The organism is Pseudomonas sp. P1_F7, from assembly GCF_056405655.1.
In genome coordinates, this window is record NZ_JBFUBR010000009.1 from 1 (window position 1) to 17183 (window position 17183).

The 17183-nt window shown below is 60.3% G+C and carries 17 protein-coding genes, 1 tRNA gene and 1 pseudogene; 12 read left to right on the plus strand and 7 right to left on the minus strand.

From position 1 onward, the window contains the following. Window positions 1-583 (plus strand): isopenicillin N synthase family dioxygenase (locus tag AC1D1M_RS14675; RefSeq protein WP_477776190.1); only part of this gene is annotated, 583 nt, incomplete at its 5' end. Between the two features lie 292 nt (window positions 584-875). After that, entirely contained in the window at window positions 876-1238 is a 363-nt protein-coding gene (locus tag AC1D1M_RS14680; RefSeq protein WP_477776316.1) for an NAD(P)-dependent oxidoreductase, read from the plus strand. Here the strand turns inward: AC1D1M_RS14680 and AC1D1M_RS14685 are convergent. Beyond that, a pseudogene (locus tag AC1D1M_RS14685) lies at window positions 1202-1489 on the minus strand (antitoxin Xre/MbcA/ParS toxin-binding domain-containing protein); the annotation flags it as partial. The gene AC1D1M_RS14680 and the pseudogene AC1D1M_RS14685 sit on opposite strands and share 37 nt — an antisense overlap. A 137-nt stretch (window positions 1490-1626) precedes the next feature. Next, window positions 1627-2136, minus strand: coding sequence for a cupin domain-containing protein (locus AC1D1M_RS14690; protein WP_477776317.1), 510 nt, complete (start codon window positions 2134-2136; stop codon window positions 1627-1629). Window positions 2137-2407: 271 nt separating this feature from the next. On the opposite strand from AC1D1M_RS14690, the gene AC1D1M_RS14695 reads away from it, so the two are divergent. The 6 genes from AC1D1M_RS14695 to AC1D1M_RS14720 all read left to right on the plus strand — a co-directional run bounded on the left by AC1D1M_RS14695 (window position 2408) and on the right by AC1D1M_RS14720 (window position 8653). Next, window positions 2408-3172: a COG4705 family protein gene (locus AC1D1M_RS14695; RefSeq protein ID WP_477776191.1), complete on the plus strand. Its 765-nt coding sequence runs from the start codon at window positions 2408-2410 to the stop codon at window positions 3170-3172. Between the two features lie 27 nt (window positions 3173-3199). Then, on the plus strand, window positions 3200-3634 hold the full coding sequence (locus tag AC1D1M_RS14700; RefSeq protein WP_477776192.1) for a hypothetical protein: 435 nt from the start codon (window positions 3200-3202) through the stop codon (window positions 3632-3634). A gap of 84 nt (window positions 3635-3718) precedes the next feature. Further along, entirely contained in the window at window positions 3719-4384 is a 666-nt protein-coding gene (locus tag AC1D1M_RS14705) for a response regulator (protein ID WP_477776193.1), read from the plus strand. Then, the gene (locus AC1D1M_RS14710; protein WP_477776194.1) at window positions 4360-5718 is read left to right on the plus strand and encodes an ATP-binding protein; all 1359 of its coding nucleotides are present in this window, start codon (window positions 4360-4362) and stop codon (window positions 5716-5718) included. The genes AC1D1M_RS14705 and AC1D1M_RS14710 overlap by 25 nt, the downstream gene beginning before the upstream one ends. Window positions 5719-5881: 163 nt before the next feature. Beyond that, on the plus strand, window positions 5882-6949 hold the full coding sequence (locus AC1D1M_RS14715; protein WP_477776195.1) for an alpha/beta fold hydrolase: 1068 nt from the start codon (window positions 5882-5884) through the stop codon (window positions 6947-6949). Between the two features lie 213 nt (window positions 6950-7162). Beyond that, on the plus strand, window positions 7163-8653 hold the full coding sequence (locus AC1D1M_RS14720) for a DUF1254 domain-containing protein (RefSeq protein ID WP_477776196.1): 1491 nt from the start codon (window positions 7163-7165) through the stop codon (window positions 8651-8653). Window positions 8654-8959: 306 nt separating this feature from the next. On the opposite strand, the gene AC1D1M_RS14725 is transcribed toward AC1D1M_RS14720, so the two are convergent. Next, entirely contained in the window at window positions 8960-9691 is a 732-nt protein-coding gene (locus AC1D1M_RS14725) for a hypothetical protein (RefSeq protein WP_477776197.1), read from the minus strand. Between the two features lie 208 nt (window positions 9692-9899). Between AC1D1M_RS14725 and AC1D1M_RS14730 the strand changes: the two genes are divergently transcribed. From AC1D1M_RS14730 to AC1D1M_RS14745, 4 genes are all read left to right on the plus strand, one after another. Next, window positions 9900-10553: a hydrolase gene (locus AC1D1M_RS14730; RefSeq protein ID WP_223457974.1), complete on the plus strand. Its 654-nt coding sequence runs from the start codon at window positions 9900-9902 to the stop codon at window positions 10551-10553. A 64-nt stretch (window positions 10554-10617) separates the two neighbouring features. Continuing rightward, on the plus strand, window positions 10618-11937 hold the full coding sequence (locus AC1D1M_RS14735; protein ID WP_477776198.1) for an OprD family porin: 1320 nt from the start codon (window positions 10618-10620) through the stop codon (window positions 11935-11937). A gap of 170 nt (window positions 11938-12107) precedes the next feature. Then, window positions 12108-12353, plus strand: coding sequence for a type II toxin-antitoxin system ParD family antitoxin (locus tag AC1D1M_RS14740; RefSeq protein WP_477776199.1), 246 nt, complete (start codon window positions 12108-12110; stop codon window positions 12351-12353). Beyond that, window positions 12346-12636, plus strand: coding sequence for a type II toxin-antitoxin system RelE/ParE family toxin (locus AC1D1M_RS14745; protein ID WP_477776200.1), 291 nt, complete (start codon window positions 12346-12348; stop codon window positions 12634-12636). The genes AC1D1M_RS14740 and AC1D1M_RS14745 overlap by 8 nt, the downstream gene beginning before the upstream one ends. 118 nt (window positions 12637-12754) lie before the next feature. Here AC1D1M_RS14745 and AC1D1M_RS14750 read toward each other — a convergent pair. The 4 genes from AC1D1M_RS14750 to fdhE all read right to left on the minus strand — a co-directional run bounded on the left by AC1D1M_RS14750 (window position 12755) and on the right by fdhE (window position 17182). Then, window positions 12755-12850, minus strand: a tRNA-Sec gene (locus AC1D1M_RS14750). Window positions 12851-12869: 19 nt separating this feature from the next. Next, window positions 12870-14777, minus strand: coding sequence for a selenocysteine-specific translation elongation factor (gene selB / locus AC1D1M_RS14755; RefSeq protein WP_477776201.1), 1908 nt, complete (start codon window positions 14775-14777; stop codon window positions 12870-12872). Next, on the minus strand, window positions 14774-16204 hold the full coding sequence (selA, locus tag AC1D1M_RS14760) for an L-seryl-tRNA(Sec) selenium transferase (protein ID WP_477776202.1): 1431 nt from the start codon (window positions 16202-16204) through the stop codon (window positions 14774-14776). Before selA ends, selB begins: the two co-directional genes overlap by 4 nt. 51 nt (window positions 16205-16255) lie before the next feature. Beyond that, window positions 16256-17182 carry a formate dehydrogenase accessory protein FdhE gene (gene fdhE, locus AC1D1M_RS14765; protein ID WP_477776203.1) on the minus strand — a complete coding sequence of 309 codons (927 nt, stop codon included), beginning with the start codon at window positions 17180-17182 and terminating at the stop codon, window positions 16256-16258. Between the last annotated feature and the right edge of the window lies 1 nt (window position 17183).

The following is a 17183-nucleotide window of genomic DNA, read 5'->3' on the forward strand; positions in this document are numbered from 1 at the left end:
TCTGTCTGTACTGCCGCAATTTGAAAAGGTTGCCGAAGATTACCATTCCTCTGTATTGGCACTCGCGCGAATGCTTATTGGCGGGATCGCGCTGAGCTTGGGTTTACCACAAGATTACTTTGAACATCTTCAGCGTAAGCCCATCACTATTCAACGGATTTTGCGTTACCCGCCCCAGATCGGAAGGGTCTCCCAAGAGGAGATCGGTATTGGGGCACACACGGACTATGGTTTCTTGACGGTCCTATCCCAAGATGCAGTTGGTGGTTTGCAAGTCAGGAACCGAGCAGGGGAGTGGGTTACTGCCCCACCAGTTGAAGGCACTTTTATCGTCAACATTGGTGATCTAGTTCAAACTCTCACCAATGATCGCTACACCTCGACAATGCATCGCGTTATAAATACTAGCGGTCTAGAGCGCTATTCAATACCTTTCTTTATTGATTTGGATTTCGATGCGGTTGTTGAGCCCGTGCCAACCTGTGTGAGTGAGGCACTACCCGCGAAGTACGAAGCGTACACTTGTGGCAAACACAAATTTAAGCGTTTCGTTGATAGCTATGCGCATCTGAAAGGCGAATAGGGAGTTTTCAATGTGCATCCTATACATGGCCGACCCAACCGATGCGGAGACATGGCGAGATTGCCTGTCAACGCTCGCCCCTGAACTAGAGTTCCGCCAATGGCCTGATATCGGTACCCCGGCAGAGGTGCACTACATCCTGGCTTGGGAGCCTCTTGCCGACATTGCGGAGCAGTTTGGTAATCTTCGACTCCTCTACGCTGCCGGGGCTGGAGTCGACCAGTTTGATCTGGCCCGTTTGCCTGCTCACGTGTCGGTAATACGGCTGGTAGATAGCTCGATGGCTGACATCATGGCCGAGTATGTTTTGTTTGGTGTTCTTGCCTTGCATCGAGACATCCTCGCTTACCAAGAAGATCAGCGCAGTGGCCGCTGGCAACCTCGACCAATCGTGCGAGCTTCACAGCGGCGTGTTGGTGTCATGGGGGTTGGCAATCTCGGACACGCCGCGCTTGATCGCCTTCAGCCATTGGGATTTCAGCTCAGTGGCTGGAATCGTTCTTTGAAGGAGGTGCCAGGTGGCCACTGTTACGTCGGCCCGGACGAACTGGAGGCGTTTTTAGGGCAGTGCGACATCCTTGTGAACATGTTGCCACTGACTCCCGAAACAGACGGAATGCCTTCTGCGACCTGTATTAGCAGCTCCTCGACCTGACGAGTACCAGGCGTGGTAGAGAGCATCGCGATTGGACTTCTCCCTGAAAAACGATCCTTAGGTTTCGAAAGCCAAGAACTCGCTTTCTCTCTGCTGCCAAATTGTGCTTCCGCCATGGCCACAATGTAGGCATGTCGGAAAAGGCGGTCACTCTCATCCACAGTGAGTTTCATACCGCGCACCAACCTGGATTTCAGTGTCTTGAGAGGAATAATCTGATTGCGTTGTAGCGGGGGTATTTTGCCAAGCTCGCAAAATGCCGGAAGGCAAGGCAAACGTTCTTGTGCAGTACCACTCTGATACATCATTTAACATAATATACATTACACGCAATGTGATATCCCCGGATTGCCCCTGACACACACAGATCTTGAAGCACGCAATCACCTCATCCTCGCGTCAGCTTTTCGATCAGCGCCCAATGCTCAGGAAACTGCTGACCGAGCTTTTGCCGGTCGCCCATTTCCATATCCGCGAAATCAAATCCTGGCGAAACCGCTTCACTGATCAAGCCGAATCCTGCAGCGCCTTGCATCACCTGCGAAGCTTTCCAGATTCCACCGGGCACGTGCAGCTGCAAGCACTGTCCGGCGAGAACGTCGTGACCCATCACAATGGTTTTCAACGTGCCGTCCGGAAAAATCAGCGTGTACTGAATCGGATCGCCCAGATGATAGTAATGAACGATGTCTGACTGATTGAGATGGAAATGGCCTGTTGGAGAATCCTGGGTCAACAGATAGAAAATCGACGTCATGCAATGCCGTTGGCCACCCGCAGTCACAACCATGTTCTGGTCGTCCGATTGGTAGGTTCTGCGAAAGAATCCACCTTCGATATGGGGCTCAAGCCCCAGGGCTTTAATCATTTCTCCAATTTGCAGGGTGCTTTGATTCATTTGCCGCTCGCCTTTATTTCGTGATTTTAATGACACATTCGCAGCATTTATCGACATAACTCGACTAAATAGTGCTTTAGTTGAGTTGGCTTTCATTCTGATCCTGCACCCTGCCCGTCAAAAGCAAGTTTTGTTCGTCTGAAGTCAACTCGAACCCCGAAGCCGTACCAGAAAACCGGTCGACTTCCCCGCTCCTCAGTCTCAGCTAAGTTTCGCTGCGTATCGTCTCCCTTGCGCAAGTTCGGCGCTGCACAGGAGAGGCAACCCGCCCATGAAACCCGTTACAGCCGGATGGCTCAACAAAGTGCCCGAGGTGACCCTGTCATTCTGGGTGATCAAGATCTTGTCCACGACGGTGGGTGAAACCGGCGCGGACTTCCTCGCTGTCGATGCGGGCCTCGGCCTGGGCTGGACCAGCCTCGGCATGGCGACATTGCTGGCCATCGCCCTGTTCATACAGATGCGCAAAACCGCCTGTTCGCCCTGGATCTACTGGCTGACCGTGGTGCTGGTGAGTATCGTCGGGACACAGCTCACCGACATCCTGACCGACGTTCTCGACGTCAGCCTGTACACCAGCACGGCCGTGTTTTCAGTCCTGCTGGCAGTCAATTTTCTCGTCTGGTACCGGGTGGAACACAACCTGTCGATCCGCGGGATCGTCACTCCTCGACGGGAATGGTTTTACTGGACGACCGTGCTCTGCACCTTTGCCCTCGGTACGGCGGCCGGTGACCTGGCCACCGAAGCACTGGGCCTGGGCTTCACCCTCGGCGCCGTGATATTCGCCGCGCTGATCGCCGCAACCCTGGTGGCCTGGCGCCTGGGAGCCAACATGGTGCTGACCTTCTGGATCGCCTACATCCTGACCCGTCCGTTCGGTGCCTCGCTCGGCGACTTGCTGACCCAATCCAAGACCTACGGTGGCCTCGGCATGGGCGCCACCTGGACCAGCGCGATCTTCCTGTGCGTCATCGTCCTGCTGGTTGCGGTCGCGCAGATCAGCGTCGGCAACCGCAAACCCGTCACTCAGTAACACTTAAAAGCTCATCAAGGAATCGTCATGCGCCCTTTTCAACACATCATTCGCCATGTGGCCATTGTCTCGTCGATCGTTCTGCTCAGCATCGCCGCCGGCTGTTCGAAACCCGCCGACAAGCCCGCTGCGGGCTCCCCATCCGGTGCGATGAGTGCACAAACCCAGTCCGGCTCAAGACTGGGTGACCTGTCCGAGTTCCGCACCCTCGCCGCCGACGTTGCCGCGATCGTCGATAAAAACGACCTGCCCGGTGCGAAAGCCCGCATCAAGGACCTGGAGAGCGCCTGGGACTCCGCCGAAGCCGGAATCAAACCTCGTGCCGCCAGCGACTGGCATGTAGTGGACAAAGCCATTGACCGCGCACTCGACGCCTTGCGCGCCAGCAATCCGCAACAAAGCGATTGCAAGGCCCGCATGGACGAGCTGATGAAGGCCTTCGATTCGATGAAAAGCGCGTAATAACCCGGCGGACAAACGCCGGTACAGGTGCTTCAATACAGGCGCGACGGTCATGGCCGCCGCGCCTTTTTTCCGGAGCGGAACATGCGCATATTGCTGGTCGAAGATGACCCGATGATCGGAGACGCCATCCAGGGCGCACTGAGTGATGCGAGCTACGCGACCGACTGGGTGAAAAACGGCCTTACCGCACTCTCGGCGCTGGAGACCCAGCCCTACGACTTGGTGCTGCTGGACCTTGGGCTGCCAGGCAAAGACGGGCTCGATGTCCTCGACAGCATTCGCGCCCGCAACAACCCGGTGCCTCTGCTGATCATCACCGCACGGGACAGCCTCGACGATCGCCTGCGCGGCCTCGACGGTGGCGCTGACGACTACTTGCTCAAACCCTTCGACATGGCCGAGTTGCTGGCCCGCATGCGCGCCGTGCTGCGCCGTAACGGCGGGAGCGCCCAGTCATTGCTGGACAACGGTGTGGTGGCGCTGGACCTGGTGTCGAAACAGGCGAGCACTGCCGAAAACCCCGACGTGCAACTGTCCAGCCGCGAGTTCGCCCTGTTACAGGCCCTGTTGATCCGCCCGGGGGCGATCCTCTCGCGTAGTGAACTCGAAGATCGCCTCTACGGCTGGGGCAACGAAGTGGAAAGTAACGCCGTGGAGTTTCTGATTCATTCGCTGCGACGCAAGCTGGGCAACCAGGTCATCAAGAACGTCAGAGGTATGGGATGGATGGTTTCAAAAAGCGCTTGAGCGACTCGGTGCAGGTACGGCTGTCGGTCGCGCTGTCGCTGGCCATCCTGCTGGTGGCGGCACTGGCCGGGATGTTTGCGTTCGTTTCGGCCCTCGACGAAGCCCACGAAATGCAGGACGACACCTTGCGTCAGGTGGCCGTCCTGTTCGATCGGCAACAAATGACTCTGCACTACACCGCTGCCAAAAAAATCGCCGGTGACGACGAAGAATCCAGGGTCATCGTGCAATACCTGGCCGACAGCAGCAAAGCCGTCGGCAACACTGACGACAGCGTCCTGCCACTGCCCTTCCCCACGACGCTGGCCGATGGTCTGTCGACCTTGAACATCGCCGGCGAAGACTTTCGCGCGCTGGTCAGGACCACCGCCCGGGGCGAGCGCATCGTCGTCGCCCAGGAGACGGGTGTTCGTGACAAGGAGGCGCGCGAGAGCGCCTTGCGCAGCCTGCTGCCGTTTCTGATTCTGTTTCCGGTGCTGTTGCTGGTGGTGAGCGATCTGGTGCGCAAGCTGTTTCGCCCCATTGCCACCCTCTCCGATGACATAGACCGACGCGACCAACAGGCCCTGCACCCTATCGACGAACACCATCTGCCAACCGAGATCCGCCCTTTCGTCGTGGCCATCAATCGCTTGCTGGCGCGGGTTGCGCAATCCATGGAAACCCAGCGCCGCTTCATTGCCGACGCCGCCCACGAACTGCGCTCCCCCATGACAGCCCTGTCGCTGCAAGCCGAGCGACTGAAAGCCACGCCAATGCCGACGCAAGCCGTCGAGCGCCTGTTGCCGCTGTCCCGTGGCATAGAGCGCAGCAGAAAGCTGATCGATCAGTTGCTGGCCCTGGCCGCCGCGCAATCGAACACTGAGCGGCCGCAGACTGCGGTTTCGGTGCATGAGGTCTATCGACGGGTGCTGGAGGACCTGTTGCCCCTGGCAGAGCACAAGAACATCGATATCGGTGTTGAAAGCATCGAAGACGTGCAGCTCGTCATCAACGAAATGGACCTGCTGATCCTGATCAAGAATCTGGCAGACAACGCGATCCGCTACACCCCTTGTGGCGGACGCGTCGACCTGTCGGTGGAGCGGGCACAGGAAACCGTGACCCTTCAGGTCAAGGATTCCGGCCCGGGCATCACCGCCGATGAACAAATGCGCGTGTTCGACCCGTTCTATCGCAGCGTGGGCACCGAAGAAGCGGGCTCCGGGCTGGGCTTGTCCATCGTCAGGGCCATCGCCGAGCGCACGGGGGCTCGTGTGCGCTTGAGCTTTTCGGACGAGACGAACAAGAGCGGGTTATGTGTCTCGATCGAGGTGAAAAGAGGCTCAGGCTAAATGTCTATGTATCACAGTGTGTCAACGCGACTTCTCGATACACAGACTTTCATCCGCCCTGCGATTCGACACAGGCCAGATACGTTGCCACGCTTTAATGCAAGCAAGGTCTGAAGGGGCTCAGACGGGACCCCTGACCCATGGCTGGTAATGGAGACATCCCATGAAGAAGGCACTGCACAACAGCAAACCCCGCAACACTCGCCGCCACTTGGTCGGCCCTTCTCTCCTCGCGCTTACGCTGTTCGGCGTGCTCGGCGCGGCCCATGCGCAGACGGCCGCCACCGCGCAGCCAGCGGCGACCCCTGCCGCTACCACGCAGGCGGCGCCCTTGCCCTTCGGCCCGCTCAAGCATATCAACGCCGGACTGCTGAACGTGGCGTACGCCGAAACTGGCCCGACCAACGGGCCGGTGGTGATCCTGCTGCACGGCTGGCCGTACGACATTCACAGTTATGACGAGGTCGCGCCGTTGTTGGCCGCCAAGGGCTATCGGGTGCTGATGCCCTATGCGCGCGGCTATGGCGATACGCGTTTCCTGTCCGTAGAAACCGAGCGCAACGGCCAGCCGGCTGCGCTGGCCAGTGATGTCATCGACTTCATGGATGCCCTGAAGATCAAACAAGCGGTGCTCGGTGGCTATGACTGGGGTGCGCGTTCGGCCGATATTGTCTCGGCGCTGTGGCCGGAGCGGGTCAAGGCACTGGTCTCGGTCAGCGGTTATCTGATCGGCAACCAGGCAGCCGGCAAGAACCCGCTGCCACCCAAGGCGGAATTGCAGTGGTGGTATCAGTTCTACTTCGCCACTGACCGCGGACGCGCCGGTTACGAGAGAAACACCCACGACTTCGCCAAGCTGATCTGGCAACTGGCTTCGCCGAAATGGGCGTTCGATGACGCCACCTTTGACCGCAGCGCCAGGGCACTGGACAACCCGGACCATGTCGACATCACCGTGTTCAACTACCGCTGGCGCCTGGGCCTGGTCCAGGGCGAAAGCCGATACGAAGTGCTGGAGCAGAAACTGGCCACGGCGCCGTCCATCAGCGTGCCGACCATTACCCTGGAAGGCGATGCCAACGGCGCGCCCCACCCTGCCCCCGAGGATTACGCCAAGCGCTTTACCGGCAAGTACGAGTTCCGCCTGATCAACGGCGGCATCGGCCACAACCTGCCGCAGGAAGCTCCGCAGGCGTTCGCCAAGGCGGTGATTGATGCCGATCACCTTTGAGGGCGATCTGACGTCCTCGCGCCTGCGCTGAACAGCTGCTTGCACAAAACGGCTCGTTTTACTCAACGAGCCGTTTTTGTGCATGTCCTGAAGCTGAAGTGTGTCGTGATCGACGATTATTCACCGCGCGCATCAACTGCATCGGGGTAAAGATGAACTATCTTTTCACCGACTCACCTGCATCAGGTGACGGCCAACAAGTAAGGACGCTTTATGAACCGTTTGCCCCGGCGCCATGCCCTCTTCGCCTTGACTCTCGCCAGCTCACTCATAGCCGCAGCCCTGTTGAGTACACCGGGTTACGCTGCGCAAGCCACTGGCGCCGCTCCGGTCCCCAGCGCTGTCTCCGGCCCTGTCGCCGGCACCAAAGTAACGGAACCATATGTGCGCATGATGGCGCGCGAGGCGTATTTTTGGGGCTGGCCGATGGCCAACATCTTCAATCGTCGCCAGACCTTCAAGGACCTGCCCGAACCTGGCTTGATGGGCGGCATCGTACCCGTGGCCCCGATCAATCGGCTGTCGATGCTCAGCGACTACATCGACCCGGCCGAACGGCTGGTGGCCTGCCCGAACCAGGACGTGGTGTACGGCGCCGGCAGCATCGCCCTGGACCTTGAGCCGGTGGTGCTGCAAGTGCCGGACTTCGACGGTCGTTTCTGGGTGTATCAGGTGGTTGACCTGCGTTCCGACAGCTTTGCCGAGCTGGGCAAAATGTATAACACCCAACCAGGTTTCTACCTGCTGGTCGGCCCGGACTGGAACGGCAAGGTGCCGCCCGGCATCAAACGGGTGTACCGGGCACGCACCAACACCGGGTTCGTGATCCCTCGGGTATTCCAGGATGACACCGCTGCCGACCGCCTGGCCGTGCAGCCGGCACTGTCGGGCATCGACATGTACCCACTGTCGCAGTACGACGGCAAGATGAAGAAGCGTGCCTGGGCCAGGCTGCCGAAATTCCCGGCCCAGGCTTCTGAAGGCAACGCAGAAACCAAATGGGTGGTACCAGAGAAGTTCTTCGACGAACTGCCGGCCCTGCTCAAGGACGCCAAGCCATTGCCGGGTGAGGAAGCCCGCTACGCGCAAATGGCCGCCCTCGCCGCCATCGCCAAGGCCGACCCGCAACTTCGCGCGGCGATGATCGACGAGGCGAAAAAGGCCGACAGCGAAGTGATCGACCCGCTGTTGCAGTTCCGTAACTACGGCCTGCAATTGCCCAATCACTGGAGCACCGTAAGCAACGGCGCAGCATTCGGCACCGACTATTTCACCCGTACCGCCGTCGCACGCTCGAACATATTCGTGAACCAGCAGAAAGAAACCAAATACTTCTACCAGGACCTGGATGAGAACGGCCTGCGCCTCAACGGTCAGTACGGTTACAGCGTCACGTTCGCCAAAGGCAAACTGCCGCCGGTCAAGGGGTTCTGGTCGCTGACGCTGTACAACGAACAACACTTCTTCGCCCCGAATGCCCTCAAACGCTATTCCATCGGCACCAAGAACAAGTCCCTGCAAACCAACACCGATGGTTCGTTGACCATTTACGTGCAAAGCGAATCACCGGGCAAGGACAAGGAAAGCAACTGGCTGCCCTCGCCTAAAGGTGCCGAATTCTCGCTGTACATCCGCGCCTACTGGCCGCAAGCCGATGCCCTCGATGGCGACTGGACTCCACCGGCGGTGGTGAAAACCAATTGAAAACGACTTCGACGATGAACGCAGCCAGCAAAACGCTGACCGCACTGGCGTTGGCCGTTTCGGTCAGCCTCGGCGCCCAGGCGGCCACGCACTATGAACAACTGGCGGATCTGCCCTGAGTGATTGTGTAGAGGCTACTGAATAGGTTCGCTTGGCACTGTAAACCGGATGTCGGCGCCCGCGACATCCGCTCCCGACGCTGGCCTCAGGTCGACGACAGTCACGCGCCCTTTTCTGGTACCAGACGAATATCGACACGACAGTTGGATTCCCGCCCCGCCGGTTTACGCCAAAACACAATTTTTGCTACGAGTAATGGATCTCACTCAAGTCGATCGACACCAGCAACGCTTCCTTGTTGACCTGCCCATCGGCCTTGCGCCGATAGGCCCGCCGCTTGCCCGGCATACGCAATCCGTCGGCTTCGACGTAGTCATGAACCAGTTGGGCAGCGGGCATGCCGCCGCTCACATCGACGTTGTAGTCGTGGCGGCGCAGCAGAAAGTCATCGCCGAAGTAGAAGTCCTGGATGGCGCTGTGGGTTGCGATGCTGTCGGGAAAGTGCACCCGCAAATGCCGCCAGAGCTCGGCGCCCTCTTTCAAGGGCTCGATTTCCTCGCAGGTTACGCCTGGCAAGGTGAACAGGAAGGGCATGGTCAGGTAGGACCACATCGCATAGCCGTTGAAGTAGGCCCGGTGCAACGGGTCCCAGGCCGTGTGTTCCCCATGGCCCTTGAAGGATGCCCGGGGTGCCTGGCGCTCGGCTATTACCTTGCCCGCGGTATTCTCGATGGCGATTCGGTTCGGCGTATAGGCCGTGAATTGGCCCGGTGCACCGAAGGGTGTCACCGAGGCTCTTTGTTCATGCAACCACACGGTCATCTGGCGTGGCGCGCTGTCCTGGGTCAACCCTTTCATGCCCCAGAGCGAGCCGCCGGTGACGATCGTGGCGCAGACCTTATTGAAACTGTTCCAGCGCACCAGGCCGCCATGAGCGGTCAGTACCTGGTCCAGCAGTTCGCGATCCTGTGCAGGCATGACTGCGTCCCCTCCTCGCCCGGTAGCGCTTGCATTATTACCAGAATAATCGATAGCCGGCCGCGTGCAGGACCGGGCCGATGGACAGCCGGATTGAGGTTCAAACCAATTTGCGCACCAGGCATCAAAGACAGCACACCGATTCAATATTCCCGACCCGATCTACGTAACCATGACGTCCTCATTCACACCCCGTAAGGACCCTGTCATGGCCATTGCAAAGGCAGTACCCGGCAAAACCCTGCTGACCCCGACCGACCACACCCTGATCATGATCGACCACCAGTCGCAGATGTCCTTCGCGACCAAGTCGATCGACGCTGTCACCCTGCGCAACAACGCCGCGCTGGTGGCCAAGGCAGCCCGTGGCTTCAAGGTCTCGACCATCCTCACCACCGTCGCCGAGAAGAGTTTTTCCGGGCCGATCTTCGACGAAATCAAAGCCGTGTTCCCGGAACACAACGTCATCGACCGCACCAGCATGAACACCTGGGAAGACGAGCGCATCGCCGTGGAAGTCAATGCCATCGGCAAGCAGAAGATTGTCCTCGCCGGTCTGTGGACGTCGGTTTGCATCGTTGGCCCGGCGTTGTCGGCGATCGATCAGGGCTTCGAGGTGTATGTGATTGCCGACGCCTGCGGCGACGTCAGCACCGAGGCCCATGAAATGGCCATGCAGCGCATGATCCAGATCGGCGCCCGGCCGATGACCTCGCTGCAATACCTGCTGGAACTGCAACGTGACTGGGCGCGTACCGAGACGTACGACGAAACGGTGAAAACCTCGATTGCCAACGGTGGTGCCTACGGTCTGGGCCTGATCTACGCCAAGACCATGTTTGGTGCGTCCGAAGGCCATTAAGGTCCGTTGAGAAAACCAGCGACTGCGTTCCCGACGCAGTCGCTGCCCCTGTGGTGACGCATTGATGAACCTTTTCCCACAAGACTTCAGGGTGACGATTGCCCTGTGCTTCAGCCTGTTGGCCACCCACGCACTGGCCGATGAACCGGCGCAAGGCGCAGAAGGATTTCTCGACGGCGCGACGCTTGGCGTACTCAGCCGCAACTTTTATCTGAACAGCGACTATCGATCCCCCTCGCCGACCGGCAAGAGCTACAAAGCCGAATGGGCTCAAGGCTTTATCGGCGCTTTTGAATCCGGTTTCACACCGGGCACTGTCGGCTTCGGCCTCGATGCCCATGCCTTTTTGGGATTGAAACTCGATGGCGGCAAGGGCCATTCCGGGACCGGATTACTGCCGGTGGGCAGTGACGGCCGCAGCGAAAGCGACTACTCCAGCGGTGGCGGCGCGATCAAGCTCAAGGCATCGAAGACCACCCTGGCGTTTGGTGAAATGGAGGTCGAAAGCCCGGTATTCGACACCGCGGACAAACGCCTGCAACCGGAGTACGCCACCGGTTTTCTGCTCGACAGTCGCGAAATTGACGGCATGAATCTGCAAGCCGGCCACTTCACGGCATTCAAGAATCAGGACAGTGCTTCAGGCAAGGGCAACTTTTTCGGTTATGGCGCCAACACCGAGGCCGGCGGCATTTCGTTTGTCGGCGCCGATCTGTTTACCCAAAGCCCGGTTGGTGGCGCCCTGTACGCTTCGGAGCTCACCGATACCTGGCATCAGTACTACGGCAACCTGCACTTCAAGCAGGCCGAGGTCCTTCTCGATGCCAACCTCTATCACACCCGGGACACCGGACAGGCGCTGGCCGGTGCCATCGACAACACCGCGTACAGCCTGTCCGGCCGATACACGCTGGGCGCCCATGGTTTCACCCTGGCTTATCAGAAAGTCGACGGTGATACGCCGTTCGATTTTGTCGGTGGCGATTCCATCTACCTGGCCAACTCGATCAAGTACGCCGACTTCAACGGCGCCCACGAACGCTCCTGGCAAGCCCGCTACGACCTGGACCTGGCCGCGTTCGGGATTCCCGGCCTGAAGTTCATGACCCGCTACGTCACCGGCGACCAGATCGACGGCACCCATGCACCACAAGGCGGGGCCTACAACCCGTTCGACCCGGCGACCGGCACCTTCGTGCCGCAACAAGGTGATGGGGGCAAGCACTGGGAGCGGGACATTGATTTGAAGTACATCGTCCAAACGGGTGCGGCGAAGGACCTGTCGGTGCAGCTGTCGCATGTTTCGCACCGGGCCAATGAGGCGCAGGCGGGTGATGACATAGACCGGATATATGTAGTGATTCAGTACCCGCTGGGGTTCTGAGGAAAGCATTCGGCAATGTTTGGAATGCATCCAATTGTTGGAGCGGGCTTGCCGCAAAGCCGCAAATTCTGTTCCGACTGGATGGATCGCAATAGAGGCCCGACTGCTCGATACCGCACCAATAGTATGATAGGTTGCACGCAGTCGACCATCTCCACGGAGGCCCAATCATGGGAACCGTACGAAAAACCATCACTGTGACTGACCAGCAAGACAACTGGATCAAAGCGCAGATAGAAGCGGGCCATTACACCAACGACAGCGAATACATTCGCGATCTGATCCGTCGTGAACAGGAGCGCAGCGCTGAACTCGAAACGATCCGTGCCGCCCTTCGGGAAGGTGAATCCAGCGGAAAACCTCGCCCATTCGATCCGGCTGAATTCAAACAGAGAATGTTAACCGCGCATGGCTGAATTTCGTCTAACGCCTGCCGCAGAGGGTGACCTTGAGGCAATCTGGAGTTATACCGCTCGCCAGTGGGGCCTGGATCAGGCCAATCGCTACATTGACATCCTTACCTCAGCATTTGCGCAATTGGCCGAGCGCCCGAAAAAGGCGCCGGCCTGCGACGCTATCCGTCCTGGTTATCGGCGCTGCAGTGTTGAGCGGCACATGATCTATTTTCGAATCACTGCGTACGGAATTGCGATCATCAGGGTCCTTCATGATCGGATGGAAGCGCAGCGCAATCTCTGACGATCCATTTCGCAACCCCGTATAAAAACTGGACGAATGTATTGCTTCGAGCAACTGCCATCGCGAGCAGGCTCGCTCCCACAGGGGATTCGATTGAGTCAGAAAGTTTGGGGTTGATTGGCGGAAGGCAGCCGGAGTCGAACCTGCCCGGGAACGGATGCCGTCCCCAACCGGGTTTGAAGCCCGGCCGCGCCACCGGGCGCGATTGCCTTCCATGAAATCATGCCCTTGAATCAGAGCTCATTGTGCCGGGCCAACGCACTGTCCGGGCGAATCTGCCGACGATCGCCAAAACGCCGGGTCAGGCCGATACGGTCGAAGTACTCCAGTATCTGAATACTGCGCTTGCGCCCCAGCCCCACCGCATCTCGAAACGCCGCCACCTGAATCACCGGATTGGTGTCCGCCAGTTGCAACAGCATAGCCGCCAATTGGCGAATCATGCTGTCGGTGTAAAACAGGTCGCGCACCACTTGATGCATCAAGCCCAGGCGCGCCATTTTGCGCAGCAAATCGCGCACGGCCGTTTCCTCATGCCCCAGGTCGCGCACCCACGGTGGGTCGAAACCGGCCTGTTGGAACAGCGGCTGCAATTGTAGCCACAGGGCTTCGTCCTCTTCGCTCAAACGCACCTGATGCCCGGGCAGATGCAACCAGGGACCGCTGCTGGCGATGTCGCCGCTGGCCAGTAACTCGTCGAGCAGGCTGATAAATGTCGCGCGTTCCAGAGTGCTGCCGGTAAATCGGCGCAAGCGATCCCGATCCGGCCCCATCTGATCCGGTTCGAGTTGATGGAAACGCGCGAGTTGTTCCAGTACGGCCGCTTTCAAGGCTTCCCAACGACTGGCACTGAACAGCAACGACCCCTGGCGGGTTTCGACCCAGCGCACGTCAGCGGGCAACATCCAGCTGCTGCGCGGTCGATTGAACTGCCGTTCCAGGCGTTGCGGATCGAGCCCGGTGTCGCTATGGGTCAGCAATGCCGGCAAAACATCTTCCAGCTTTGCGCTGTTCGCCAGCGCGACCAGTTGCGCCAGTCTTTCGGGGCTGCGGCGTTGCCGAGTGGGGGCAAACGGGTCGAGCACCCGGCCACCGCCAAGGGTGCGTTGGGCACTCTGGTCGCGCAGGATCAGCGGATCGCCTTTCACCGCATGCACCGCTGTATTGAGCAGCAGTTGCGCCAACATCCGCCCACCGGGCGCCAGGCTGGTGCCCTCCAGCAAGGCGACTCGACCGGTGACGTCCTGGGTGCCGAGGTGCACGTGCACCGGTTGAAAGTGCTCGAAGGCCCGGGGTTCGCCGGGGAGTAACTGCATGTCGAAGTCCAGGCGCTGGGTCGGCGCGTACAAGCCGGCGGCCAGCAACCAATGGCCGCGATGGATGTGCTCCAGGGCCAGCCGTTCGGCACTCAGGTTCAACGCCACGCGCTGGCCGGCAACGGCGTGGTCGGTGGCCTGGTTTTGCGCGTGCAGGCCGCGAATGCGCACTGGTTTGCCTTGTGGCCCCAGCAGCAAGGTATCGCCCACCGCGACCTGTCCGGACAGCGCCGTACCCGTCACCACGATACCGGCCCCGGCCACGCTGAAAGCCCGATCGATCGCCAGGCGAAAGCCACCTTCGGTGCTGCGTTGCGACACTTCACGCTGGGCATCGAGCAACGCCTTGCGCAAGGTTTCGACGCCCTCGCTGGTCACGCTCGACAGCGCAATCAGCGGCGCATCGGCATAAGGCCCGAGCGCCAGCAATGCACCCACCTGCTCGCGAACGGCCTGCACCCGGTCGCCATCGACCCGGTCGCATTTAGTGATTGCCACCAGCGCCCGGGGAATGCCGAGCAACTCGACAATCGCCAGATGCTCACGGGTCTGCGGCATCACCCCGTCATCGGCGGCCACTACCAACAACACCAGATCGATGCCCTGCGCTCCGGCGAGCATGTTATGAGTGAAGCGCTCGTGGCCGGGAACATCGATGAAACCGGTCAGGCCCGCTCCCGGCTCCAGCGCGGCATACAGATAGCCGAGGTCGATGGTCATGCCGCGTTCACGCTCTTCCCGGCGCCGGTCACCCGCCTGCCCCGTCAGCGCCTGGAGCAGCGCCGTTTTGCCATGGTCGATGTGCCCTGCGGTGCCGACAATCACCCTGCCCGGCCCTCCACCTGCAATTGATCGAGCTGCGCCAGCCATGCCGGTTCGTCGTCCAGTTGCCGCAGGTCCAGCCACAGGGCGTCATCGTCAATGCGCCCGAGTACCGCAATCGGCAAGGTGCGAAAGGCTTCTTCCAGCGTCAACAGCGAGCGCCCGCGCAAGCGTTTGGACGTCAGCGGACGCAGACACAGGGCCGCGCTGGCCAGCCGCGCCACCGGTTGGCTGCCGCTGCCGATCATGCCCAGTGCCGGCATGGCGCTGACGCTCCAGCCGTCACCCAGCACTTGGGCCAGCGCTGGCCGCAAACGCTCGGCCTGGGCGAGGATATCGGCCTGTGGCCGGGTCAACAGACGCAGGCTTGGCAAGCGCTCGGCGAGTCGGTCCGGGTTGCGGTACAAGCCCAGCACCGCCTCCAGGGCAGCCAGGGTCATTTTGTCGACCCGCAGCGCACGCTTGAGCGGGTTCTTCTTGATCCTGGCAATCAGTTCCTTGCGGCCGACAATCAGCCCGGCCTGCGGTCCGCCGAGCAGTTTGTCGCCACTGAAGGTGACGATGTCCGCGCCATCGAGCAACGCCTGGCGTACCGTCGGTTCGGCGGGCAAACCCCAGCGGGTCAGGTCCAGCAGGCTGCCGCTGCCGAGGTCTTCGAGCAACGGCAGTCCATGTTGGTGGGCAATTTGCGCCAGTTCAGCCGTCGCCACACTCGTGGTGAAGCCTTGAATGCTGTAGTTGCTCGCGTGCACCCGCATGATCAATCCGCTGCGCGGGCCAATGGCGGCCTCGTAGTCGCGGGCATGGGTACGGTTGGTGGTGCCGACTTCATGCAGCTTCACCCCGGCGCGGGCCATGATGTCGGGAATGCGAAAGGCGCCGCCGATTTCAATCAGTTCGCCCCGGGAAATAATCCCTTCCTTGCGCGCGCCCAGGCTGTTGAGGGTCAGCAAGACTGCCGCGGCATTGTTGTTGACCACGGTCACCGCTTCAGCGCCGGTGAGTTCGCGGATCAAGCCTTCGATCAGGTCGTCACGGTCACCGCGCTTGCCGCTGCGCAGGTCGAATTCGAGGTTGAGCGGATAGCGCGCGGCCATTTGCACCGCCTCGATCGCTTCCTCGGGCAACAGCGCCCGGCCGAGGTTGGTGTGCAAGATCGTGCCAGTTAGGTTGAACACCCGACGCACATGGCTGCGATGCTGGGTTGCCAATCGTTCGCCCACCCTGCCCGCCAGCACTTGCGCGCTGACTTCCACAGGTTCGAGCAAACCCTGCCGTACCCCTTCGCGCAATTCATCCAGCAATTGCCGCAAGGCGCCCAGCAAGGCGTCGCGTCCGTAGCGCTCGGTCAACGGCAGGCACGCCGGGTGCCGCAACAAACTGTCGATGGAAGGTAGACGCAGGGGTTGGCTGGCACTGCGTGCAGACATCTGGCGCTCCTGAAAACGAATGACCCTCGCGCCAGAGTGTAGACGCTGCGGTTACTCGTCTCCTGGAGCCAGCAGCAGATTCGGTGCCAGACGCTGATAACCGTCCTGGCTCAGGCGCATGTCGAGCATCAGGCTGGACAGGTCGGCCGATAACGCTTCGGCATCCGCATCGTTCTCCAGATAGAGCAACTTCAGATAACTGTTACAACCGGGGCAGACTTCAGCGCGCAACGGTGCCTGGTTGGCGGCATGCCGGTCATCGTCAAGGCTGAGGTATTCCAGGCCCTTGCTCTGCTCGCAATACACGCACTTGACCCGCACCACATGCCACTCGCAGGCGCACAGCGAACAGACCAGATAACGCAAGCCATTGTGCTTGCCGCGATGGCGGATGACCCCGGCCATGGCCGGCGAGCCACAGGCCGGGCACTGGCTGAGGCTGTCGCCAGCGGTCAGCGCCAGGTTCGGCGTGCTCAGCAGCCAGTGGCTCCAGGCTGTTTGCAGCGCCGCACCGAGAAACGGCACCAGCGCTGCCGGCACCAGCGAATACTGGCCGCCGACCAACGCCACTGCCCAGACGCGGCGTTGCCCGGCACCGGCCAGGCGCAAGGTTTCCACGGCATCGGCCACGGCGGACTGAGACGGTGCGCTATAGCGCTGTAACAAGGCATCGAGGTAAAGCTGCCAATCGTCTTCGCGCGCCAGGCTGTCGGCCGCGAACGGCGGCAAGCGGTGTTGCTGGCACAACTCGATGCGTTGTCGGTCGAGGGGTTCGCTCAGCGGCGGGTCGTCCAGCACCTGTTGCTGCACCCGGCACAACCCGGCAATCAGGCGCAGGTAATCGGCCAGCGGGTGACCTTCGGCCAGATGCTCCAGCCGTTGGGCGCGCAGGCTGAACAGGTTATGCGGTGGCATGTACAGAAACGGCGGCGAACTGGCCGCCGCTTCGATTTCTCCAGGCTCAAGGATAGTTGGCAAA